Origin of the sequence: Pseudomonas sp. GL-B-12, assembly GCF_019955895.1 — a bacterium.
Classification (GTDB): Bacteria; Pseudomonadota; Gammaproteobacteria; order Pseudomonadales; family Pseudomonadaceae; genus Aquipseudomonas.
The window spans coordinates 239,016-260,337 of record NZ_JAHBCX010000011.1 but is presented as its reverse complement, the minus strand read 5'-3'; the positions used below and the strand labels follow the sequence as shown (position 1 = coordinate 260,337).

General features: G+C 57.9%; 24 protein-coding genes. 14 read left to right on the top strand and 10 right to left on the bottom strand.

The genetic code is table 11. From position 1 onward, the window contains the following. Positions 1-70 precede the first annotated feature (70 nt). The 3 genes from KGA85_RS07305 (at position 71) to rarD (ending at position 3,673) form a co-directional block, all read left to right on the top strand. On the top strand, positions 71-1,381 hold the full coding sequence (locus tag KGA85_RS07305) for an MFS transporter (protein WP_223460787.1): 1,311 nt from the start codon (positions 71-73) through the stop codon (positions 1,379-1,381). A gap of 195 nt (positions 1,382-1,576) precedes the next feature. After that, positions 1,577-2,590 carry an aldo/keto reductase gene (locus KGA85_RS07300; RefSeq protein WP_223543026.1) on the top strand — a complete coding sequence of 338 codons (1,014 nt, stop codon included), beginning with the start codon at positions 1,577-1,579 and terminating at the stop codon, positions 2,588-2,590. A 201-nt stretch (positions 2,591-2,791) separates the two neighbouring features. Next, on the top strand, positions 2,792-3,673 hold the full coding sequence (gene rarD / locus KGA85_RS07295; RefSeq protein WP_223543025.1) for an EamA family transporter RarD: 882 nt from the start codon (positions 2,792-2,794) through the stop codon (positions 3,671-3,673). Positions 3,674-3,798: 125 nt separating this feature from the next. Here rarD and hppD read toward each other — a convergent pair whose 3' ends face one another. After that, positions 3,799-4,875, bottom strand: coding sequence for a 4-hydroxyphenylpyruvate dioxygenase (hppD, locus tag KGA85_RS07290; RefSeq protein ID WP_095966635.1), 1,077 nt, complete (start codon positions 4,873-4,875; stop codon positions 3,799-3,801). Between the two features lie 250 nt (positions 4,876-5,125). Continuing rightward, positions 5,126-6,070, bottom strand: a complete 945-nt coding sequence (locus KGA85_RS07285) for a DMT family transporter (protein WP_223460931.1) — start codon at positions 6,068-6,070, stop codon at positions 5,126-5,128. A gap of 77 nt (positions 6,071-6,147) precedes the next feature. On the opposite strand from KGA85_RS07285, the gene KGA85_RS07280 reads away from it, so the two are divergent. The 3 genes from KGA85_RS07280 (at position 6,148) to KGA85_RS07270 (ending at position 9,261) form a co-directional block, all read left to right on the top strand. Then, a complete protein-coding gene (locus KGA85_RS07280) occupies positions 6,148-7,020 on the top strand; it encodes a LysR family transcriptional regulator (protein WP_223543024.1) in 873 nt (290 codons plus the stop codon). Between the two features lie 112 nt (positions 7,021-7,132). Next, on the top strand, positions 7,133-8,665 hold the full coding sequence (locus tag KGA85_RS07275) for an EAL domain-containing protein (protein ID WP_223460927.1): 1,533 nt from the start codon (positions 7,133-7,135) through the stop codon (positions 8,663-8,665). A 233-nt stretch (positions 8,666-8,898) separates the two neighbouring features. Next, complete coding sequence (locus tag KGA85_RS07270) at positions 8,899-9,261, top strand: histone-like nucleoid-structuring protein, MvaT/MvaU family (protein ID WP_008065377.1); 363 nt, start codon at positions 8,899-8,901, stop codon at positions 9,259-9,261. A gap of 162 nt (positions 9,262-9,423) precedes the next feature. Here KGA85_RS07270 and KGA85_RS07265 read toward each other — a convergent pair whose 3' ends face one another. Next, positions 9,424-9,942, bottom strand: a complete 519-nt coding sequence (locus tag KGA85_RS07265) for a DUF4946 domain-containing protein (protein ID WP_223460925.1) — start codon at positions 9,940-9,942, stop codon at positions 9,424-9,426. Between the two features lie 144 nt (positions 9,943-10,086). Between KGA85_RS07265 and gloA the strand changes: the two genes are divergently transcribed. Then, on the top strand, positions 10,087-10,608 hold the full coding sequence (gene gloA, locus KGA85_RS07260) for a lactoylglutathione lyase (RefSeq protein WP_090455458.1): 522 nt from the start codon (positions 10,087-10,089) through the stop codon (positions 10,606-10,608). 80 nt (positions 10,609-10,688) lie between these two features. Here the strand turns inward: gloA and ahpF are convergent, their stop codons facing one another. The 3 genes from ahpF to KGA85_RS07245 form a co-directional block, all read right to left on the bottom strand. Continuing rightward, positions 10,689-12,251, bottom strand: a complete 1,563-nt coding sequence (gene ahpF, locus KGA85_RS07255; protein ID WP_223460923.1) for an alkyl hydroperoxide reductase subunit F — start codon at positions 12,249-12,251, stop codon at positions 10,689-10,691. Between the two features lie 139 nt (positions 12,252-12,390). Beyond that, positions 12,391-12,954 carry an alkyl hydroperoxide reductase subunit C gene (gene ahpC / locus KGA85_RS07250; RefSeq protein ID WP_007975937.1) on the bottom strand — a complete coding sequence of 188 codons (564 nt, stop codon included), beginning with the start codon at positions 12,952-12,954 and terminating at the stop codon, positions 12,391-12,393. A gap of 138 nt (positions 12,955-13,092) precedes the next feature. Beyond that, positions 13,093-14,031, bottom strand: coding sequence for a site-specific integrase (locus KGA85_RS07245; RefSeq protein WP_223460921.1), 939 nt, complete (start codon positions 14,029-14,031; stop codon positions 13,093-13,095). Positions 14,032-14,209: 178 nt separating this feature from the next. Between KGA85_RS07245 and KGA85_RS07240 the strand changes: the two genes are divergently transcribed. Then, positions 14,210-15,220 (top strand): DNA-binding protein, encoded by a 1,011-nt coding sequence (locus tag KGA85_RS07240; protein ID WP_223460919.1) that lies wholly within the window; start codon positions 14,210-14,212, stop codon positions 15,218-15,220. On the opposite strand, the gene gorA is transcribed toward KGA85_RS07240, so the two are convergent. Then, positions 15,217-16,575 carry a glutathione-disulfide reductase gene (gene gorA / locus KGA85_RS07235; RefSeq protein ID WP_223460917.1) on the bottom strand — a complete coding sequence of 453 codons (1,359 nt, stop codon included), beginning with the start codon at positions 16,573-16,575 and terminating at the stop codon, positions 15,217-15,219. The genes KGA85_RS07240 and gorA overlap by 4 nt on opposite strands. A gap of 130 nt (positions 16,576-16,705) precedes the next feature. Next, positions 16,706-17,545, bottom strand: coding sequence for a UTP--glucose-1-phosphate uridylyltransferase GalU (gene galU, locus KGA85_RS07230; protein ID WP_007975949.1), 840 nt, complete (start codon positions 17,543-17,545; stop codon positions 16,706-16,708). 272 nt (positions 17,546-17,817) lie between these two features. Here galU and KGA85_RS07225 point away from each other — a divergent pair, with 272 nt between their 5' ends. Then, the gene (locus KGA85_RS07225; RefSeq protein WP_223460915.1) at positions 17,818-18,006 is read left to right on the top strand and encodes a hypothetical protein; all 189 of its coding nucleotides are present in this window, start codon (positions 17,818-17,820) and stop codon (positions 18,004-18,006) included. A gap of 134 nt (positions 18,007-18,140) precedes the next feature. After that, the gene (locus KGA85_RS07220; RefSeq protein WP_223460914.1) at positions 18,141-18,422 is read left to right on the top strand and encodes a hypothetical protein; all 282 of its coding nucleotides are present in this window, start codon (positions 18,141-18,143) and stop codon (positions 18,420-18,422) included. Positions 18,423-18,433: 11 nt separating this feature from the next. Here the strand turns inward: KGA85_RS07220 and KGA85_RS07215 are convergent, their stop codons facing one another. Beyond that, the gene (locus KGA85_RS07215; RefSeq protein WP_008053025.1) at positions 18,434-18,664 is read right to left on the bottom strand and encodes a hypothetical protein; all 231 of its coding nucleotides are present in this window, start codon (positions 18,662-18,664) and stop codon (positions 18,434-18,436) included. A 72-nt stretch (positions 18,665-18,736) separates the two neighbouring features. Then, complete coding sequence (locus KGA85_RS07210) at positions 18,737-19,093, bottom strand: hypothetical protein (RefSeq protein WP_223460912.1); 357 nt, start codon at positions 19,091-19,093, stop codon at positions 18,737-18,739. Positions 19,094-19,294: 201 nt separating this feature from the next. Between KGA85_RS07210 and KGA85_RS07205 the strand changes: the two genes are divergently transcribed. The 4 genes from KGA85_RS07205 to alkB all read left to right on the top strand — a co-directional run bounded on the left by KGA85_RS07205 (position 19,295) and on the right by alkB (position 21,294). Then, positions 19,295-19,597: a DUF1883 domain-containing protein gene (locus KGA85_RS07205; protein WP_007912251.1), complete on the top strand. Its 303-nt coding sequence runs from the start codon at positions 19,295-19,297 to the stop codon at positions 19,595-19,597. 37 nt (positions 19,598-19,634) lie between these two features. Then, complete coding sequence (locus KGA85_RS07200; RefSeq protein WP_191624874.1) at positions 19,635-19,802, top strand: hypothetical protein; 168 nt, start codon at positions 19,635-19,637, stop codon at positions 19,800-19,802. Between the two features lie 117 nt (positions 19,803-19,919). Continuing rightward, a complete protein-coding gene (locus KGA85_RS07195; RefSeq protein ID WP_223531529.1) occupies positions 19,920-20,624 on the top strand; it encodes a 2OG-Fe(II) oxygenase in 705 nt (234 codons plus the stop codon). Beyond that, the gene (alkB, locus tag KGA85_RS07190) at positions 20,614-21,294 is read left to right on the top strand and encodes a DNA oxidative demethylase AlkB (RefSeq protein ID WP_223460908.1); all 681 of its coding nucleotides are present in this window, start codon (positions 20,614-20,616) and stop codon (positions 21,292-21,294) included. The genes KGA85_RS07195 and alkB overlap by 11 nt, the downstream gene beginning before the upstream one ends. Positions 21,295-21,322: the final 28 nt, after the last annotated feature.

Below are 21,322 nucleotides of genomic sequence, written 5' to 3'. Positions count from 1 at the left end.
GGTCGAGACTCTCTGGGCGATCAACGTTACCCTTTGCATCGCAAAAAATCATAATAAAGAGAGAGCCGCCATGACACAGAGCGCCGTAGCGTCCGACGCCATCGCTGACGACAAAAACGCCGTCTACAAGCGCATCACCCTGCGCTTGATCCCCTTCATTTTCATCTGCTACCTGTTCAACTACCTCGACCGGGTGAACGTTGGGTTTGCCAAGCTGCAGATGCTCGACGCGCTGAAGTTCAGCGAGACCGTGTACGGCCTCGGTGCCGGCATCTTCTTTATCGGTTACGTGCTGTGCGGTGTGCCAAGCAACCTGGCGTTGACCAAATTCGGCCCACGGCGCTGGATCGCGTTGATGATGATTACCTGGGGAAGCCTGTCGACCTGCCTGCTGTTCGTCACCACGCCGACCGAGTTCTATACACTGCGCCTGTTCACCGGCGCGGCCGAAGCCGGGTTCTTCCCTGGCGTGGTGTTGTACCTCTCGCAGTGGTTCCCGACCTTCCGCCGTGGCCGCATCATGGCGCTGTTCATGTCGGCGATCCCGGTTTCCGGCCTGCTCGGCAGTCCGTTTTCCGGCTGGATTCTCAATCACTTTGCCACCGGCCAAGGTGGTTTGGCGGGCTGGCAGTGGATGTTCCTGCTGCAAGGCATTCCCACCGTCATCCTTGGTGCGCTGGCTTACTTCCTGCTCAGCGACAGCTACGCCAACGCCAAGTGGCTGACCCCGTTCGAGCGCTCGGTGCTGGAAGCCGACCACGCCGAAGATCTGGCGAACAAGCCGAAAACCACGACCGATTCGCTGCTGGCGGTGTTCAAGAACCCGGCGATCTGGGCCTTCGGCCTGATCTATTTCTGCATCCAGAGTGGCGTGTACGCGATCAACTTCTGGCTGCCGTCGATCATCAAGAACCTGGGCTTCAGCGATAACCTGGTGATCGGCTGGCTCAGTGCGATTCCGTACCTGCTGGCCGCGGTGTTCATGCTGATGGTTGGCCGTTCGGCGGACCTGCGCCAGGAACGTCGCTGGCATTTGGTGGTGCCGATGCTGATGGGCGCGCTGGGGCTGCTGATTGCGGTGAACTTCGCTGCCAACCCGGCTATCGCGATTCTCGGCCTGACCATCGCCACCATGGGCGCCCTCACCGGCCTGCCGATGTTCTGGCCAGTGCCGACCGCCCTGCTCAGTGCTGGCGCCGCGGCTGGCGGCCTGGCGCTGATCAACTCGATGGGACAGATGGCTGGCTTCCTCAGCCCGTACCTGGTGGGTTGGGTCAAGGACAGCACCGGCTCGACCGATGCGGCGCTGTACCTGCTGGCGGGCGTGATTGTCTGCGGCAGTTTGCTGGCGTTGCGCATGACTCGCACGCTGCGCGCCTAAGCAGCGCAAATCCCCTGTGGGAGCGGGTTTGCTCGCGAAGGCGGAGTGTCAGTCAATATAAATGTCGTCTGATACTCCGCCTTCGCGAGCAAGCCCGCTCCCACATTTGATCTGAGTTGTTAGTTAAATCGGTTTGCCCCGCAGAGCGATTCTGGTATCTGATTGAGCCTTTCCCACTGGTAAAAGGATTTGCTCATGAGCTACCGCACGCTGGGTCATTCGGGCCTGCAGGTGTCCACCCTGACCCTGGGCACCATGATGTTCGGCGAACAGACCAGCGCCGAAGATTCCTTGCGAATCATCGACAAGGCCTGGGACCAGGGCATCAACTTCATCGACTCCGCCGACGTCTACACCAACGGCCGTTCCGAGGAAATCGTCGGCGAGGCCATCGCCAGCCGCCGCCATGAATGGGTGCTGGCCACCAAGGTCGGCTTCGGCCCCGTGGACGGCGTCCCCAACCGCAGCGGCCTGAGTCGCAAGCACCTGTTCAACGGCATCGATGCCAGCCTGACGCGCCTGGGCACCGACTACCTCGACATCTATTACCTGCACCGTGAAGACCACAACACGCCGCTGGAGGTCACGGTATCGGCCATCGGCGACTTGATCCGCCAAGGGAAAATCCGTTACTGGGGCCTGTCCAACTACCGTGGCTGGCGCATCGCCGAAGTCATCCGTGTGGCCGACAAGCTTGGCGTTGACCGGCCGGTGATCAGCCAGCCGCTGTACAACATCGTCAACCGCCAGGCTGAAACCGAGCAGATCACGGCGGCGCAAAACTACGGTCTGGGCGTGGTGCCCTACAGCCCGCTGGCGCGCGGGGTGCTCAGCGGCAAATACGCGCCGGATGTGAAACCGGACGCCAACAGCCGCGCCGGACGCCAGGACAAACGCATCCTGGAAACCGAATGGCGCGTCGAGTCCCTGCGCATCGCCCAGCAAATTCAGCAGTACACCCAGCAGCGCGGCGTCGGCATCGTCGAGTTCGCGATTGCCTGGGTGCTGAACAACAGCGCCGTTACCTCGGCCATTGTCGGGCCGCGTACCGAAGCGCAGTGGGACGCCTACACTAAGGCGCAGGCGGTGAAGATCACGGCCGAGGACGAGGCGTTCATCGATTCGCTGGTGACACCGGGGCATGCGTCGACACCGGGGTTCAATGATGTGAGCCATTTTGTGCCGGGGCGTACACCGCGAACCAACTGAATCAACCTATAACCCAGTGTGGGGGCGAGCCTGCTCGCGAAGACGGAGTGTCAGCAACATCAATGCTGACTGACACACCGCTTTCGCGAGCAGGCTCGCTCCCACAGTTGGACGGTGTTGATTGATCGGTCAATATTCGTCTGAAAAACCACGTATCCTCTGCGCCCGTTTCACTCTCACTCAAAATCACGCGAGGACAGCTTGTCTAAAGGTATCGCTCTATCGGTTTCAGCCTCGGTGCTGTTTGCCGTCATGTATTACTACACGTCGCTGCTCACCCCCTTGAGCGGCGTGGAAATCTTCGGTTGGCGCATGCTGCTGACCGTCCCGTGCATGACCGTGTTCATGCTGGTGTCCGGAGAGTGGAAGCGCGTGCTGGAGATCGTTCGGCGCGCCACTGCCAATCCGAAACTGATCGGCGCGCTGATCGCCTCCTCCGCCCTGCTCGCCGTGCAATTGTGGCTGTTCATGTGGGCACCGCTGAACGGCTACAGCCTCGACGTATCACTCGGCTATTTCCTGCTGCCGCTGACCATGGTCTTGACCGGTCGCCTGGCCTACGGCGAACGCCTGTCCTATCTGCAAAAAGTTGCCGTGGTGTTCGCCTGCCTGGGCGTGATCAACGAGGTGTATCAGGTTGGTGGTTTTTCCTGGGCGACCTTGCTGGTCTGCATTGGCTATCCAACCTACTTCATCCTGCGCAAACGGCTGGCGGCGGACAACCTCGGTGGCTTGTGGCTGGACATGGCATTGACGCTGCCGGTGGCGTTCTGGTTCGTGCAGAGCGGCGCGCAAGGTTTTGGTGTGTTTGACCAGCATCCATGGTTGTCGCTGTTGATCCCGATGCTCGGCGTGATCAGCGCGTCGGCTCTGGTGGTCTACATCATTGCCAGCCGCCTGCTGCCGTTCAGCCTGTTCGGCTTGTTGAGCTATGTCGAACCGGTGTTGCTGCTGGGCGTGGCGTTGCTGTTGGGAGAAAGCATCAAGGCTGGTGAGTGGCTGACCTACATCCCGATCTGGATGGCGGTGCTGGTGCTGGTATTCGAAGGGTTCAAGCACCTGGTCCGCCAGCGCAAACCTTAACGTCACGTAAAACAAATGTGGGAGCGAGCCTGCTCGCGAAGGCGTCGTATCAGCCAACCTTTATAGTGACTGATACAACGCTTTCGCGAGCAAGCTCGCTCCCACAGTTTTATCGGTGTAACGGCTTAGTCGGTGGAGAGAACACCACGACGAACCTGGTCACGCTCGATGGATTCGAACAGCGCCTTGAAGTTGCCTTCGCCGAAACCGTCGTCGCCCTTGCGCTGGATGAACTCGAAGAACACCGGCCCCATCAGGGTTTCCGAGAAGATCTGCAACAGCAGGCGCTTGTCGCCCGACTCGGACGAACCGTCCAGCAAAATGCCCCGCGCTTGCAGTTCGCCTACCGGCTCGCCGTGGTTCGGCAAACGGCCTTCGAGCATTTCGTAGTAGGTTTCCGGCGGCGCGGTCATGAAGCGCATGCCGATGCTTTTCAGGTGGTCCCAGGTCTTGATCAGGTCATCGGACAGGAACGCAACGTGCTGGATGCCCTCGCCGTTGAACTGCATCAGGAACTCTTCGATCTGCCCGGCGCCCTTGGACGACTCTTCGTTCAACGGAATGCGGATCATGCCATCGGGTGCGGTCATGGCCTTGGAGGTCAGGCCGGTGTACTCGCCCTTGATGTCGAAGTAGCGGATTTCGCGGAAGTTGAACAGCTTCTCGTAGAAGTTGGCCCAGTAGGCCATGCGACCGCGATACACGTTGTGGGTCAGGTGATCGATGATCTTCAAGCCGGCACCGACCGGATGGCGGTCGACACCTTCGATGAACACGAAGTCGATGTCATAGATCGAGCTGCCTTCGCCGAAACGGTCGATCAGGTACAGCGGCGCACCACCGATGCCTTTGATCGCTGGCAGGTTCAGCTCCATCGGGCCGGTTTCGATGTGGATCGGCTGGGCGCCAAGTTCCAGGGCACGCTTATAGGCTTTTTGCGAATCCTTGACGCGAAACGCCATGCCGCACACCGACGGACCGTGCTCGGCCGCGAAGTACGAGGCCACGCTGTGGGGTTCGTTGTTGAGGATCAGATTGATCGCGCCCTGGCGATACAGGTGCACGTCCTTGGAACGGTGGGTCGCCACCTTGGTGAAGCCCATGATCTCGAAGATCGGCTCCAGGGTGTTCGGAGTCGGCGATGCGAGCTCGATGAATTCAAAGCCCATCAGGCCCATTGGGTTTTCGTATAAATCTGCCATGGTCGGCGCCTCATCATTCTTTATCAATTAACAAAGGTTAGTTGTAAGCAATGCTGAGACCAGTGGGTGGCGCACAGGAGATGCCCCGCACACTGCGGGCGAGAAAGTCACCGTAGATCAGTTGAAACCCGAATATCTTCATTGTCGACCCAAGGCTCTTGCGGGCGAGGCTTCTGCTGCCAGAAGACGATTATTATTGTATGCGTAACCCGATTCTACACAGCGTAAATCAGTTTGTCCGCCTTCTGTATCAAATCCCCTTTTTCCTTGCCCGCGCAAGGGGTTTGTTGCAGAGGAAAATCCCCGCCAGTATCAGCCCGCCGCCCAGGCACATGGCCAGCGTCAGCGGCTCGTCCAGCAGCAGCGCGCCAAGGATCACCGCTGTCAACGGGTTCAAGGCAATGAACACCCCGGAACGGGTCGCGCCGATTTTGCGGATGCCGTCGTAGTAGCCAACGTACGCCAGCGCCGATCCCAGCACCCCCAGGTACAAAAGGCTCAACCATTGCTGCGCACCCAGATGGGCGATCGCGGCGACACTCACCTCACCGCGCACGATGCAGGCCATCCAGAGCATGACGGTGCCCAGGACAATCGAATACGTCACCGTTTGCACCGGTCCCAGGGTTTGGTTCAGCTCTCTGGAGAACAGCGAGTAGACACCCCAGCCGAGGACGCAACCGAAAATCAGCAGATCGCCGAGCCAGACATCGGCACCGCCGGCCAGTAATTGCGGGTCGCGACTGACGATCACCATGCTCGCGCCCGCCATGCAGATTGCAATACCGACGACTTTGGCCCGGTTCAAACGCTCCTTGAACAGCAGCCAGGAAGCCAGGCCGATCACCGCCGGATTCAGCGCCACGATTAAGGATGCCCGTGAAGCGTTGATGTAATGCAGGCCATAAAAGAAGCACAGGTTGTAAAAAAAGATCCCGAAAAAGCCAAGCAATGACAATTGCAGCCATTGCCGGGGGCTGGGCCGGACCAGCGGTGTCCGCGCCATGCGTACAAACAGCAGCAACGCCACGCTGGCCAGCAGAAACCGCAGGCTGGCCGCCAGTATCGGGCTGAGGCCGCCGGCCAGATAGCGACCGGCGACGAAGGTGCCACCCCACACCATGGTGACCGCCGCCAGTTTCAGATACACCGGAAAATCCGAGGGTTTTGACAGGGTTTGCTCGCAGATCGTCATAGATTCCAGGACCGGATAGTGGAGAGATGACGTATCATTCGACTAATACCCAGTCATCGTAAAATGAGCAAACACTCATGACCCTCACTCAACTGGAGATTTTCTCCCTCGTGGCCGAACTCCACGGCTTCACGGCAGCGGCCAATCGCCTGGGTATTTCCCAATCGGCGGTGTCCCATGCCTTGAAGTCCCTGGAGCTGGAGTTGGGTGTCGAGTTGTTGCGCCGCCATCAATCCCAGGTCGAGTTGAGCGACATTGGTCAGCAGTTGTTGCTGCGTGCCCGAGCGATGCTCGGCCTGGCCAACACCTTGCGCCAGGAAGCGGCCGATGCGCGAGGCATGAAACGCGGCACGCTGCGCATCGGCTCCTTCGGCCCGACCTCATCGATCAAATTGCTGCCGTTGATACTGCAGCAGTACCGCGCCGCCCATCCCGGCATAGAGGTGCATATCGACGAAGGCCCCGACCGCCAGGTGCTCCAGTGGCTGGAGGAACGACGGATCGACATCGGCTTCGTGGTATTGCCCGAGGAGCGTTTCGACACGGTCGCGCTGATCGAAGACCAGATGGTCGCGCTGCTGCCCGCCGCCCACCCGCTGGCGGTTCACGACAGCCTGAGCCTGAAGGACCTGTGCGATTTCCCGTTCGTGCTGACCGAGGCCGGTTCTTCGGAGCTGGTTTCACGCCTGTTCACGGCGGCCCGACTGACGCCCAACATCCGTTATCGCTGCTCGCAGTTGATCAGCACCCTGGATGTCGTCGCTCGTGGCGACGGGGTGACGGTCGTTGCCGAAGGTTCATTGCCCAATCAAATTGACCGCCGCTGTGTGAAAAAACCGCTGTCGCCGGCAGTGTTGCGTCAGGTCGGCCTGGCGGTGCTCGACCGACGCCAGGCATCACCCGCGACGCTGGCCTTTATTAGCCTGGCCGAAAGCCTTGACTTGCGTTGAGCGGCATAACCGCCAACGGCCAACTATCATGGCCCATACCCGAACTCTTCATGGGAGGCGTATTGCCCTGCCAGCGTTTGAGAGCCTTACTTCTTCGTGACAGGATTCGCGAATGCCGTTGAAAGCCAAAGCCCGCAGTCGCAGCACAAGAATTGCTGTCACTCTGATCAGTGGATTGCTCCCGGTGCTGTTGGGGGCCGCCATTCTTTACATGCAAGCGGGGCGTGCGCTCAAACAAGACACCGAACAAACTGCCGAAGAAGCGATTCGCCAGTTCGACCTGATGCTCGACAACACCGCCCAGGCCGCTCGTGAACTACTGCCGCTGGCAGGCCAACGTTGCGCTGACGTCAGCCTGGCCCTGCGCGAACAGGTCACTCGCCGCCCATTCGTGAGCTCAACCAATCTGGTGTGGGACAACAACCTCTATTGCAGCTCTCTGTTCGGCGACTACCAGGAGCAGGTCACCCCCGGTGACTACAGCCAGGGCGCCTTATGGCTCATGAGCGGCAATCCGGTAACGCCCGACACCGCCTTGCTGGTATACCGCCTGAGCGAAGGAAAAAAAGGTGCACTGACGACCCTCTATGGTCATCACTTGAGCAATATCCTGCGCCTGATAAGCCGCAAGACTTTGCTATTGCTGCAAGTTGGCCCGGACTGGATATCCGCCGACGGCAAGGTTCACAGGGGCGCTGCGCCTGACCTGCCCGTTGCGCAAAGTCGATTGACCTCCGAGCACTATGCTTTTGCCGTGGAAGCGGGTTTCCCCAAAGGCGAAACCTGGCGATACATGAGCAGCGAATATCCACCATTGTTCAGCCTGCTGATTTTCTTCGGTGTGATTGCCGGGGCAATTGGTCACTTCCTGCAAAAGCGCTCATCGGCACCCACCCAGGAAATGCAACGGGCACTGGAAGCTGCAGAGTTCATTCCGTATTTCCAGCCCGTGGTGCATGGCGACAGCAAAAGCTGGTCCGGCGCTGAAGTGCTGATGCGCTGGAAACATCCGAAGGAAGGCCTGGTGCGTCCGGATCTGTTCATTCCGTTTGCCGAGCACTGCGGACTGATCGTGCCGATGACCCGCTCGCTGATGCGACAAACCGCCGCCCTGCTCGCGCCGAACTCCGCCAGATTCAACAGGCCGTTTCACATTGGTATCAACATCACCGCCAGCCATTGTCAGGACCTGGAGCTGATCAAGGATTGCCGCGAGTTTCTCGATGCGTTCGAACCAGGCTCGATCCATCTGGTACTGGAACTGACCGAGCGCGAACTGATCGAGCCCACGGCCATCACCCTGCAATTGTTCGAGCAACTTCGCGAACTGGGCGTGAAAATCGCCATCGACGACTTCGGCACGGGCCACTCAAGCCTTGGCTACCTGCGGCAGTTCAATGTCGATTTTCTGAAAATCGACCAGAGTTTTGTCGCCATGATCGGCATCGACACACTCTCCAGCCACATCCTGGACAGCATCATCGAACTGGCGGTCAAGCTCGACCTTGCCCTGGTGGCCGAAGGTGTCGAAACCCGTGAACAGAGTGATTACCTGAGCGCTCATCAGGTCAACTTCCTGCAAGGTTATCTGTTCGGCAAACCCATGCCCGGCGCGGAGTTCATTAGTGCATTAAGCAACCATTAACTAGCGGATTTAACCGAGAAAACAACGACTACACGCACCAATTTGAATCAAAACACTACTGCCGTTACATGAAAAAAAAGACAGGATTTACTCTTGGCCAATTAACTACTACAATTTTACATGCCTGCGCTAAATTGGCAGGTGAGCCACTATCACCGAGTCGCTGCAAGGCTCTTGGCTTATAGCTTTGTTTGCGGTTGGTATCAGCCAAACACACTATTGGAGTAAAGATATTGTCCAGACTCGCTGAATTTCGTGCAGCCGAAAAGGCTCTTCAAGAACAGCTCAAGCAGCTGGAATCACTGAAGAACGATGCCGGGCTCAAGAAAGAAATCGAATTCGAAGAGAAGCTCCAGGGTTTGATGAAAACCTATGGCAAGAGCCTGCGCGACATCATCGCCATTCTCGACCCTAACCCGGCAAAATCCGGCCTGCAGCAGGCAGCACCTAAAACCCGCCGCGCCCGTGTGGTCAAGGTTTATCAGAACCCGCACACCGGCGAGCTGATTGAAACCAAGGGCGGCAACCACCGCGGCCTGAAAGCCTGGAAAGAACAGTACGGTGCAGCCACCGTTGATTCCTGGCTGCGCGGCTAACTCTCGCGGCGAAAAAAAGCCCTGCTTATGCAGGGCTTTTTCATGGGTTATCTAAATGCCCGGGGCGGACACCCGTCAACTACCTGACTGCCACCAACTTTGTGCTTAATCCATTTGGATATCTAAAATTTTCTTCATGCATCGAAAAAGCACTGTCGCTTACTAAAGTTTCAAGCTGTTACGGGCAGCGTCTATTTCATCCTGGCTCGCCTTATAAGCCTCGGCCTGCCCTGCGTAGGAAAGAACATAGGCCTTATCGGCATCCACCGCGGCCACCAATGTTTGAGAAAGCACATGCCTGCCGTTTTGCGTGATGGTGCAGGTTGTTTCCAGCGCGGCCAATCGACTCAACGTAGTCGAATGAATACGCGTACAGACACTTTGATACCCGCCCTGAAAGAAGTCTTTTTGAACTGACTTGCGCATCTCCAGCAATACGCCTTCGAGGTTTACCTGGTGATCGCTTTGCACCGGACTCATGGTCAGTTCCATCACCATGAGCGGCGATCCATTCTGATCATTTTTTACCGCCCGCTGGCGACTGACCCCTGACGCCGATTCAGGCACGACTTCGACCTGCCAGCCTTCCGGCCAGGTCACTACTGGCGCATCGGCGCGGGCAACGCCAGCCAGCGAAAACACGCTTAGCAAGATGAACAGCACGCTACGGAATCGAATCATTGCAATGGGCGCTCACGGATCAAGCCGTAAAGTCTGGGCCCAGGCCGGCTGTCAGGCAATAGCCGACTGTTTGGGTTTGGTGATGTCCGAACCCTTGCGTATCATTGTCACCATTCGTTAGCCCACATATTTCCCGGAGGGCCCATGAGCCTGCACGAATTGAACACCTTCCCCGGCGTCACCGCCCAACCGGACGCCGCTACGCAGAAATTTGTCTTCAACCACACCATGCTGCGGGTCAAGGACATCACCAAGTCCCTGGACTTCTACACACGCATTCTGGGTTTTACGCTGGTGGAAAAACGCGACTTCCCGGAAGCCGAGTTCAGCCTGTATTTCCTGGCGCTGGTCGACAAAAACCAGATCCCGGCCGATGCCGCCGCGCGCACCGAGTGGATGAAATCGATCCCGGGCATTCTGGAGCTGACCCACAATCACGGCACCGAGAACGATGCGGATTTCGCCTACCACAATGGCAACACCGACCCCCGCGGTTTCGGCCACATCTGCATCTCGGTACCGGACATCGTCGCCGCCTGCGAACGCTTTGAAGCACTGGGCTGCGATTTCCAGAAACGCTTGAGCGATGGCCGCATGAAGAGCCTGGCGTTCATCAAGGACCCGGACGCCTACTGGGTCGAGATCATTCAGCCAGCTCCGCTCTAACATCCACCACACATTGGTAATGTGCAAGACACAAAAAAACCCATGATCAATCATGGGTTTTTTGTTTTCAGCGCCAGGGTTTATGCCGGGGCGGAAGTCCGGATCAAGTGATCGAAAGCGCTCAGGGAAGCCTTGGCGCCCTCGCCCACTGCGATCACGATCTGCTTGTACGGCACGGTGGTCACGTCGCCGGCGGCGAACACACCCGGCACCGACGTTTCACCACGAGCGTCGACGATAATCTCGCCTCGTGGCGATAGTTCGATCGAGCCCTTGAGCCAATCGGTGTTGGGCAACAGACCTATCTGCACAAAGATCCCTTCCAGCTCCACACTGCGCAACTCGTCGCTCTGACGATCCTTGTAGCGCAGGCCGTTGACCTTCTGGCCGTCGCCGGTGACTTCAGTGGTTTGCGCACTGGTGATCACGGTGACGTTCGGCAGGCTGTGCAACTTGCGCTGCAATACCGCATCGGCACGCAACTGCACATCGAACTCCAGCAGCGTGACATGGGACACGATACCGGCCAGGTCGATGGCCGCTTCGACGCCGGAGTTGCCGCCGCCAATCACCGCCACGCGCTTGCCCTTGAACAGCGGGCCGTCACAGTGCGGGCAGTACGCCACGCCCTTGTTGCGGTATTGCTGTTCGCCCGGCACGTTCATTTCACGCCACCGTGCGCCAGTTGCGAGGATCACGGTCTTGGCCTTGAGCTTCGCGCCGCTGGCGAAGTGGACTTCGTGCAACTCACCTACTTTGCCAGTGATCAATTTGTCTGCGCGTTGCAGATTCATGATATCCACGTCGTACTGCTTGACGTGCTCTTCCAGCGCCACGGCCAGTTTCGGCCCTTCGGTTTCCTGCACGGAAATGAAGTTTTCGATGGCCATGGTGTCGAGCACCTGACCACCAAAACGCTCTGCCGCGACGCCGGTGCGAATACCTTTGCGAGCCGCATAGATCGCCGCCGAAGCACCGGCCGGGCCACCGCCGACCACCAGCACATCAAAGGCTTCTTTGGCGCTGATCTTCTCGGCCTGGCGTTCAATGCCGCTGGTGTCGATCCTGGCGAGGATTTCTTCCAGACCCATGCGGCCCTGACCGAAGTTCACACCGTTCAGGTAGATGCTTGGGACCGCCATGATCTGGCGCTCATCAACTTCAGCCTGGAACAGCGCGCCATCGATGGCGACGTGGCGAATGTTCGGGTTCAGTACCGCCATCAGGTTCAGCGCCTGGACCACGTCCGGACAGTTCTGGCAGGACAGCGAGAAGTAAGTCTCGAAGTTGAACTCGCCCTTGAGCGAGCGGATCTGTTCGATCACTTCGACACTGGCTTTGGACGGGTGACCGCCGACTTGCAGCAAGGCCAGCACCAAGGACGTGAATTCGTGGCCCATCGGGATGCCGGCGAAACGCAGGCTGATATCGGCCCCCGGGCGATTGATCGAGAACGACGGCGTGCGTGCATCATCGCCGTTGTCGAGCAAAGTAATCTGGGTGGAAAGACTGGCAACGTCTTTCAACAGTTCGAGCATTTCCTGGGATTTCGCACCGTCGTCGAGGGAAGCAACGATCTCGATCGGCTGGGTAACCCGTTCCAGGTACGATTTCAACTGGGCTTTAAGATTGATGTCCAACATACGGGCGATTTCCTTTTTGCTGTTTCATATAAAGCAGGCATAAAAAAACGCCCGAGCGAATCTCGCCCGGGCGTTTTTATTGGGCGGTGCAGCTTACCGAGTAGGCGCGGAGTTCCGCCCTGATGGTGCGATCACAGACTTAGATCTTGCCGACCAGGTCCAGGGACGGCGCCAGAGTGGCCTCGCCTTCTTTCCACTTGGCTGGGCAAACCTGACCTGGGTGAGCAGCGACGTACTGGGCTGCCTTGATTTTGCGCAGCAGCTCGGAAGCGTCACGGCCTACACCGCCGTCGTTCAGTTCAACGATCTTGATCTGGCCTTCCGGGTTGATCACGAAGGTGCCGCGGTCAGCCAGGCCTGCTTCTTCGATCAGCACGTCGAAGTTGCGGGAGATGGCGTGGGTCGGGTCGCCGATCATGGTGTACTGGATTTTGCCGATGGCTGGCGAAGTGTTGTGCCAGGCAGCGTGGGCAAAGTGGGTATCGGTGGAAACGCTGTAGATCTCGACGCCCAGCTTCTGGAACGCGTCGTAGTTGTCGGCCAGGTCTTCCAGCTCGGTCGGGCAAACGAAGGTGAAGTCGGCCGGGTAGAAGAACACCACAGACCACTTGCCTTTCAGGTCAGCGTCCGAGACTTTTACGAAGTCGCCATTTTTGAATGCGTCAGCTTTGAACGGTTTAACTTGGCTGTTGATGATAGGCATCGTTGACTCTCCGTCAGGGGTTAAGAAGTTGATGGAGAGAACTTTACCCACTCGACGAACGGTTGGCTCATTGGCAAACCTGATGCTGCTGATTGGCTTTCGCTATTAGCCAGCTGTATTAATAGAAGAAAACGGTATCTAGGGTGACACGGGCTTTTCCGTGATACGCGCCATGCCGAGGAACGGACTGGCTTCGATGTAACGCATGGCTGACTTCATGTCTTTCCAGCCTACATAACTCATCAAGGACTTCAAATCCCAGCCGCTCTGATGCGCCCAAGTGGCAAAGCCGCGACGCAAGGAGTGACTGGTATAAAGCTCGCCGGCGATACCTGCTCGCGCCAACGCCTGACGCAATAGCGGAATCACACTGTTGGCGTGCAATCCCTCCTCGCCCAGATGCCCCCAGCGGTCGATGCCACGAAACACCGGCCCACGCACCAGTGCCGCCTCGGTAATCCAGTCGATATAAGCCTGCACCGGACACAAGCGCTGCAAGGCCGGTGTCTGATAGGTCTTGCCAATGTTATCGCGATCACTCTTGCTGCGCGGCAGATAGAGACTGATGCCGGAACCGGCGCTGGCCTGCACGTGTTCCACCTGAAGCCGGCACAACTCATCACTGCGAAAGCCGCGCCAGAAGCCCAGCAGGATCAAGGCCATGTCGCGCCTGGCCCGCAGTAAACCCGCTCGATCGCCTTCGGCCCTGGCGGTTTGCACTTCTTGCTCCAGACAACTGACCACCTGCTCCAGATGCTGAAGCTGCAAGGGTTCGGCTTGTTTTTCCTGGGCCGGGTGCAGCGCGCGAATGCCCTTGAACACCTTGCGCACCACCGGCGCCTTGGTGGGATCGGCAAACCCCTGGCTGTTGTGCCATTGCGCCAATGCCGACAAACGCAGTTTTAGCGTGTTGATCGACAACACCCCGGCATGGGCCACCAGGTAGCGCGCCACGCTGTCGCCGGTGGCCGGCAGAAAACCGCCCCACGTGACTTCGAAGTGTTCGATGGCTGCGCGATAGCTGCGACGGGTGTTGTCGCGTGTCGCTGCTTGCAGGTAACGATCCAGCTCGGTCATGGGGTCAACTCTTGAATTCATACCGCTTTGATGGGTCAAAAACCGGTACTTGGCGTATCACACGGGGTAATACCAGTATATCCCGTATCAGTTATATTCAGCATTTAACTTTATTAATTGAATGGTACAATGTGTATTTACGTGGTACGTACCACATCATCAAAACCCGGGAGATCTCATGGCACGCGGCGGTGTAAATAAAGCGGTGGTTCAAGCCGCTCGGTTGGCGATCCTCGCCCGCGGCGAAAACCCCAGCATCGATGCCGTACGCATCGAGATGGGCAATACCGGCTCGAAAACCACGATTCATCGATATCTCAAGGAGCTGGATAACCGGAGCGAACCTGCCGAAGCACCAGCGGAACCGATTGACGACGAACTGATGGCGCTGGTGGCACGGCTCGCACAAAGACTCAAGGAGCAGGCGCAAGAACCCATCGACCAGGCGCGCGCGCAGTACGAAGAACAACGCAAGGTGCTGGATAACCAGCTCGGCAAAGCGCAAGAGGCCAACAGCGAACTGCACCAGCAATACGAATTTCAAAGCCTGGCACTGACCCAGGAATCCGAGGCCCTGCAAGAAACCCGCGCCATTCTGCAAACGGAGCAAACCCGCAACGCCGGGCTGAACCAGGCGCTGGCCGATTTCGAACTGCGCTTGAAAGACAAGGACGAGCAGATCCGCTCCCTTGAAGAAAAACACCTGCACACTCGCGACGCGCTGGAGCACTACCGCAATGCGGTCAAGGAACAGCGCGAACAGGAAATGAGTCGCCATGAAGGCCAAGTGCAACAGCTACAGATGGAACTGCGCCAGGCACAACAAAGCGCACTGGTACGCCAGGATGAAATCACCCAGTTACACCGTGACAACGAACGCTTGCTGACTGAAAACCGCGGCACACTGCGCGAGCTGAGCCTGCTGCAAGAACAGCTCAAGCAGAGCAATACCCGCCAGGATCAGTTGCTGGAACAAACCACCCGCGTCGACGGCGAGCGCACCCTCCTCCAGGAACGCCTGCGCGTCGCCCTGCTGGAAAGCCAGGCACTCAAACAGAATGTCGATGAGCAGTCGCAGCTCAACAGGTCACTGGAAATGGATTTGGCCAAGACCCGGACGGATCTTGAAGAGCGCGTACATCTGGCCGCGACCCTTGCGGCAGCGGCAGACGCAGCGAAGGACGATTAACCGGCGACCGGCGTACGCATGGTGACGAACTCTTCGGCGGCCGTCGGGTGCACGCCGATGGTTTCGTCGAAGTCGCGCTTGGTGGCGCCGGCCTTCAAGGCAATCGCCAGGCCCTGGACGATTTCACCGGCGTCCGGGCCGACCATGTGGCAACCCAAGACCTTGTCGGTCCGGGCGTCCACCACCAGCTTCATCAGCGTGCGCTCCTGGCATTCGGTCAGGGTCAGCTTCATCGGCCGGAAGCGGCTTTCGAAGACCTGCACCTCGTGGCCGGCTTCGCGAGCCTCTTCCTCGGTCAAACCGACGGTGCCGATGTTCGGCAGACTGAACACCGCCGTCGGGATCATCTTGTAATCCACCGGACGATACTGCTCTGGCTTGAACAGGCGTCGTGCAACCGCCATGCCTTCAGCCAGCGCCACCGGAGTCAGCTGAACACGGCCGATCACATCGCCCAGCGCCAGGATCGACGGCTCGGCGGTTTGATACAGCTCATCGACCTCGACGAAGCCTTTCCTGTCGAGTTTGACCCCGGTGTTTTCCAGCCCCAGATTGTCCAGCATCGGACGACGCCCTGTGGCGTAGAACACGCAATCGGCTTCCAGTTGGCGGCCATCCTTGAGCGTGACTTCCAGGCTGCCATCGGCCTGCTTGTCGATGCGCTCGATGTCCGCATTGAATTGCAGGCCCATGCCGCGCTTGGTCAACTCTTCCTGCAAATGCTTGCGCACGGAACCGTCGAAGCCGCGCAGGAACAATTCGCCGCGATACAGCAGCGTGGTCTTGGCACCCAAGCCGTGGAAGATCCCGGCGAACTCGACCGCAATGTAACCACCGCCCACCACCAACACCCGCTTGGGCAGTGCTTTAAGGAAGAACGCCTGGTTGGAACTGATGGCATGCTCGTGCCCCGGAATCTCCGGAATCTGCGGCCAGCCGCCGGTAGCGATCAGGATGTTTTTGGCGCTAAAGCGCTCGCCATTGATCTCGACCTGATGTGGGTCGACGATTTTCGCGTGACCTTCATGCAAGGTCACGCCACTGTTGACCAGCAGGTTGCGATAAATGCCATTGAGGCGATTGATCTCACGGTCCTTGTTGGCGATCAAAGTCGGCCAGTCGAACTGCGCCTCATCCAGACCCCAGCCAAAACCGGAAGCCTGCTCGAAGTCTTCGGCGAAGTGCGCACCGTAGACCAGCAATTTTTTCGGCACGCAGCCGACGTTCACACAGGTCCCGCCCAGATAGCGGCTCTCGGCCACGGCGACTTTCGCGCCAAACCCGGCGGCAAACCGCGCAGCCCGCACACCGCCGGAACCGGCACCAATCACATAAAGGTCAAAATCGTAGGCCATTTTCAATCTCCTCGGCAGGTGACCAGCATACCTGCAGACATTTGTTGGGCAAGCGCTGCAGTCGATATGGGGCCTGAAAATAAAAAAGCCACCCGAAGGTGGCTTTTCAATACAGTCAGGTCGAAAGCGATCAGTACGCCTTGCCCGTCTTGTAGAAGTTCTCGAAGCAGAAGTTGGTCGCGTCGATGTAGCCTTCGGCGCCACCGCAGTCGAAACGCTTGCCCTTGAACTTGTAGGCAATCACGCAACCATCCTGCGCCTGCTTCATCAGGGCGTCAGTGATCTGGATTTCGCCACCTTTGCCTGGCTCGGTTTGTTCGATCAGGCTGAAGATGTCCGGCGTCATGATGTAACGACCGATGATCGCCAGGTTCGACGGGGCATCTTCCGGCTTTGGCTTCTCGACCATGTTGCGCACGCGGTACAGGTCGTCACCAATCAGGTCGCCGGCAATCACACCGTACTTGCTGGTTTCTTGCGGGTCGACTTCCATGATCGCGACGATGGTGCAGCGATACTGCTTGTACAGCTTGACCATCTGCTTCAGTACGCCGTCACCTTCCAGGTTGACGCACAGGTCATCCGCCAACACCACGGCGAACGGCTCGTCGCCGATCAGTGGACGACCGGTGAGGATCGCATGACCCAAACCTTTCATTTCAGTCTGGCGAGTGTAGGAGAACGAGCACTCATCCAACAGGCGGCGGATGCCGACCAGGTATTTCTCCTTGTCGGTGCCCTTGATCTGGTTTTCCAGCTCGTAGCTGATGTCGAAGTGGTCTTCCAGGGCGCGCTTGCCGCGACCGGTGACGATGGAGATTTCGTTCAAGCCAGCGTCCAGTGCTTCTTCAACGCCGTACTGGATCAGTGGCTTGTTCACCACCGGCAGCATTTCTTTGGGCATGGCTTTAGTCGCTGGCAGGAAGCGAGTACCGTAACCGGCTGCTGGGAACAAGCATTTCTTGATCATATAAGTCCTTGTAAGGGCTGTGCGTGTACGAGTTTCGGCGCAGTCTAATCAGGCGGCGTGCACCTTACAATGCCCCCGCGCTGGCTAACCGATGCCAACATAGAGAAATAAACTTGCCGATAGTTCCCTGCGCGAGCCCTTATGCATAGCAGAGACTTGCGCAATTGCACGGATTTCAACCGCCCGGAACGAACCACCATACGCCCATCGACACCCGTTGAGTGCGTTTGGCGGTATCATGGCGCGATTGAACCAGACAACGAGGCAAATAGATGTCGGCAGTAAAAAGCGTCAACGGATTCCTGATCAATCAGGAGAAAGACGGTCAATGGTGGGTGGCCAGTGTCGCCGGTGAAAATATCGCCGGACCTTTCCCTTCCGAAGCCCTGGCAATCGAAGTGGCTTCGGTGCTGGAGCTTGAGCACCCGGAACCCAAGCGACGCAGCAAGGACAAGAACTGATCGACGTCCGATGCGAAAAGCCCTGTCATTGCGCAGGGCTTTTTTATGAATGCATGCAATAACGTGGCGTTTGGCTATAACCTTTTGCCTGCGACGCTGTCTCAGCCTTAGCCCCCCCTGATGATGATCAAGCCATGAACAAAATTTTGCCTTTGCTAGCGGTATTGGCCCTGAGCGGTTGCGCAACGTCGAAAGAAACCTATCTGGGTAACGGAGAGCAAGGTCTATCGATTGACTGCTCCGGGGAAGCCAATTCCTGGGCTGCGTGCTACGAAAAGGCCGATTCGTCCTGTGCAGGCAGCGGCTACAAGATCGTCGGAACCGATGGCACCCCCTCGCTCAAGGAGAGCGAAAAGACTCTCGGCGCCGACGTCGGCAACTACAAGAGCCGCAACGTCGTGGTGATCTGCAAGTAAGGCGCCGCGCTCTACATATGGATTTCGGCGAATTTGATTCCGAGCCCGCGCACGGTATCGATCAGATCATCAAGGCGGCTGAAGGACTCGACTTCATCATTGTCATCCACCAGGAAATAGCTGCGCCCGGCACTTTTCTTGAAAAACACGATCCATTCCCCCAGCTCCGCCGGATTCTGAATCACATGAGTGGCAGAGATTAAACCCTCTGCATGGCGCTCCCGGACCTGCTCTCGCTTCATATTCGACTCCAGAAATAACGATGCCGCCAAAGCAAGGCTTTGGCGGCATCGTTGCTGATGGTCGATAGTCTATCAGCCGGAAATGCACTCGTTGGCGGCATTCTGTACGTCCTTTGGCCGCACCGGGACATTGGACATGCTCTCGTGCAGCTTGATGCTGCTGCCGCCGGTGCGTTCTTCGATGTCAAACACGGCAGACGGACCCGAGGAAAATTTGAGCGGCACGATCACGCGCAAACCATCCTTGTGCGGCTGGATCTGCAAGGCGCCACGGCTGGCAGCCAGCTTTTCGCTCAGGCATTGCGCGTATTCATGGGGCTTCTTGCCGGAAATCACGTTCATCGTCGGCAAGGACTCGTTGATTTCCGAGACGTTCGCACAACCACTGATCGTCAATGCCATCGGCAACAACCACAAACCCCACTTCATACTAAACCTCCGATAAAGACCCTCGGACAGCGCAACTGCGATTTTTCTCCGAGACAAACTGCTTTATCGCTCATCAAATGTGAAATAAGCGTTTTTAATTGTCGAAGCGGCCGGATAATAAGGCGTTCGGGCTGATAAACTGCGCCAATCGCCCATGCTATCGTTTTGATTTTGTAGAAAAAGCCCTTCTGGAGGCGCCTCATGAAATTTATCCATCAGCGCGAGCACCTCAATGAAGACGACATCGTCGTCATTCAATGCTCCCAAATGTGCAACATCCGCTTGATGAACGACGCCAACTTCCGCAGCTTCAAGAACGGCGGTCGTCACACCTATCACGGCGGTGCATTCGACACGTTTCCGGCGCGCATCACTGCCCCTAGCACCGGCTTCTGGAACATCACGATCGACACCGTCAACCGCCGCGCTATCAGCGTGACGCGCAAACCCACCCTGACGCACTCGATCAAAATCATTCGCCGTTCCAGCACGAAACTGAGCTGATCAGCGAACCCGAAACACAAGACAGGCAGATACAACCGTGGCCCAAACGACCAAGTACGTCATCAAATACAAACTCAACGGTGAGCGCCGCTTCGAGTTTGCCCAGCTTGAAAACGGCACCCCGGAAGAAGCCAAGGCGGCGCTGGATGCCATTCATGGACAGGACGACGTCATCAGCGAAATCAGCGTCAGCAAAGCGCTGTAACACGATCCGGAGCGACAATGGACGTCTGCTCCCACTCGCAATTCGACCGCAAGCACCGGAGTGCCAGCTTCATCCTTGCCTTGCAGACTGGCCACCTCAACAACAAGAGGCCCGGCAATGAGCGAGCAATATCTGGACAGGCTGGACTGGCCCCGGCTGGAACAGCAACTTGATCAGGACGGTTACGCCGTCATCCCGTCACTGTTGAGCCACAAGGCTTGTGAGCTGGTCAGCGCCTTGTACCCTCGAACCGAGCTGTTTCGCTCCCACGTGGTGATGGCTCGTCACGGGTTCGGCCGAGGCGAGTACAAGTATTTCAGCTACCCGTTGCCGGAACTTGTGGCCCGCTTGCGCAGCGCGCTCTACCCACGACTGGTGCCCATCGCCAATCGCTGGCATGAACAGATGGGCTTGCCGGTGCGTTTTCCTGAAACCCTTCCAGCCTTCCTCGATCGCTGTCATGCCGCTGGTCAGAACCGTCCGACACCCTTGTTGTTGCAATATGGTCCGCAGGACTACAACTGTTTGCACCAGGATTTATACGGTGAGCACGTTTTCCCGCTGCAAGTGGCGATTCTGCTGTCAGACCCTGATCAAGACTTCACCGGCGGCGAATTTGTCCTGACTGAACAGCGCCCGCGAATGCAGTCACGCCCGATGGTCATCGGCCTGAAGAAAGGTGACGGGTTGATCTTTGCGGTCAACCAACGGCCGATCAAAGGGACTCGCGGTTACTACCGAGTGACCCTGCGACACGGCGTGAGTCGCCTGCACAGTGGCAAACGGCATACCCTTGGAATCATCTTTCACGATGCGTCATGAACCCATGAATCCGCTGACTTTCGATCTGTTTGCCGACATAGAACCCGAGCAACAGCCCAGGCGCGAGCAGATTGGTGAACAGTCCTACGTGCTGAGAGGCTTCGCCCTGCCCTGGCTGGAACGCTTGCTGCCTGCCCTGGAGGCGGTGCTGGTGGCCGCGCCATTTCGGCAGATGGTCACACCCGGCGGTTTCACCATGTCGGTTGCCCTGAGCAGTTGTGGCCAATTCGGCTGGACCACGGACCGCAGCGGTTATCAGTACACCCGCGACGATCCACAAACCGGTCGGCCCTGGCCAATGATGCCCGAGGTGTTTTTCCAACTGGCACAAGCGGCGGCGCAGGCAGCGGGTTTCGCCGATTTTGCACCGGATTCCTGCCTGATCAACCGCTATATCCCCGGGGCAAAAATGTCATTGCATCAAGATAAGGACGAACACTCCTACGCCGCCCCCATCGTTTCAGTATCCCTGGGTTTGCCGGCGATGTTCCTGTTCGGGAGTTTTGCACGCAGCGACAAAAGTCAGCGCGTTCCGCTGTTCCATGGTGACATCGTGGTCTGGGGTGGCGTGGATCGCCTGCGTTATCACGGCGTGTTGCCGATCAAGGACGGCCATCATCCGAAGCTGGGCGAGCAACGCATCAACTTCACCTTCCGTACCGCCGGATAAAGACTTCGAATTTGACCGCAAGCACCGG

Excerpts from the sequence above, each read along its gene's own strand:
- KGA85_RS07305 (WP_223460787.1), top strand. The coding sequence starts at position 71 with ATGACACAGAGCGCCGTAGCGTCCGACGCCATCGCTGACGACAAAAAC.
- KGA85_RS07300 (WP_223543026.1), top strand. The coding sequence starts at position 1,577 with ATGAGCTACCGCACGCTGGGTCATTCGGGCCTGCAGGTGTCCACCCTG.
- hppD (WP_095966635.1), bottom strand. The coding sequence starts at position 4,875 with ATGGCAGATTTATACGAAAACCCAATGGGCCTGATGGGCTTTGAATTC.
- KGA85_RS07285 (WP_223460931.1), bottom strand. The coding sequence starts at position 6,070 with ATGACGATCTGCGAGCAAACCCTGTCAAAACCCTCGGATTTTCCGGTG.
- KGA85_RS07280 (WP_223543024.1), top strand. The coding sequence starts at position 6,148 with ATGACCCTCACTCAACTGGAGATTTTCTCCCTCGTGGCCGAACTCCAC.
- KGA85_RS07275 (WP_223460927.1), top strand. The coding sequence starts at position 7,133 with ATGCCGTTGAAAGCCAAAGCCCGCAGTCGCAGCACAAGAATTGCTGTC.
- KGA85_RS07265 (WP_223460925.1), bottom strand. The coding sequence starts at position 9,942 with ATGATTCGATTCCGTAGCGTGCTGTTCATCTTGCTAAGCGTGTTTTCG.
- gloA (WP_090455458.1), top strand. The coding sequence starts at position 10,087 with ATGAGCCTGCACGAATTGAACACCTTCCCCGGCGTCACCGCCCAACCG.
- ahpF (WP_223460923.1), bottom strand. The coding sequence starts at position 12,251 with ATGTTGGACATCAATCTTAAAGCCCAGTTGAAATCGTACCTGGAACGG.
- ahpC (WP_007975937.1), bottom strand. The coding sequence starts at position 12,954 with ATGCCTATCATCAACAGCCAAGTTAAACCGTTCAAAGCTGACGCATTC.
- KGA85_RS07245 (WP_223460921.1), bottom strand. The coding sequence starts at position 14,031 with ATGACCGAGCTGGATCGTTACCTGCAAGCAGCGACACGCGACAACACC.
- KGA85_RS07240 (WP_223460919.1), top strand. The coding sequence starts at position 14,210 with ATGGCACGCGGCGGTGTAAATAAAGCGGTGGTTCAAGCCGCTCGGTTG.
- gorA (WP_223460917.1), bottom strand. The coding sequence starts at position 16,575 with ATGGCCTACGATTTTGACCTTTATGTGATTGGTGCCGGTTCCGGCGGT.
- galU (WP_007975949.1), bottom strand. The coding sequence starts at position 17,545 with ATGATCAAGAAATGCTTGTTCCCAGCAGCCGGTTACGGTACTCGCTTC.
- KGA85_RS07225 (WP_223460915.1), top strand. The coding sequence starts at position 17,818 with ATGTCGGCAGTAAAAAGCGTCAACGGATTCCTGATCAATCAGGAGAAA.
- KGA85_RS07220 (WP_223460914.1), top strand. The coding sequence starts at position 18,141 with ATGAACAAAATTTTGCCTTTGCTAGCGGTATTGGCCCTGAGCGGTTGC.
- KGA85_RS07215 (WP_008053025.1), bottom strand. The coding sequence starts at position 18,664 with ATGAAGCGAGAGCAGGTCCGGGAGCGCCATGCAGAGGGTTTAATCTCT.
- KGA85_RS07210 (WP_223460912.1), bottom strand. The coding sequence starts at position 19,093 with ATGAAGTGGGGTTTGTGGTTGTTGCCGATGGCATTGACGATCAGTGGT.
- KGA85_RS07205 (WP_007912251.1), top strand. The coding sequence starts at position 19,295 with ATGAAATTTATCCATCAGCGCGAGCACCTCAATGAAGACGACATCGTC.
- KGA85_RS07195 (WP_223531529.1), top strand. The coding sequence starts at position 19,920 with ATGAGCGAGCAATATCTGGACAGGCTGGACTGGCCCCGGCTGGAACAG.
- alkB (WP_223460908.1), top strand. The coding sequence starts at position 20,614 with ATGCGTCATGAACCCATGAATCCGCTGACTTTCGATCTGTTTGCCGAC.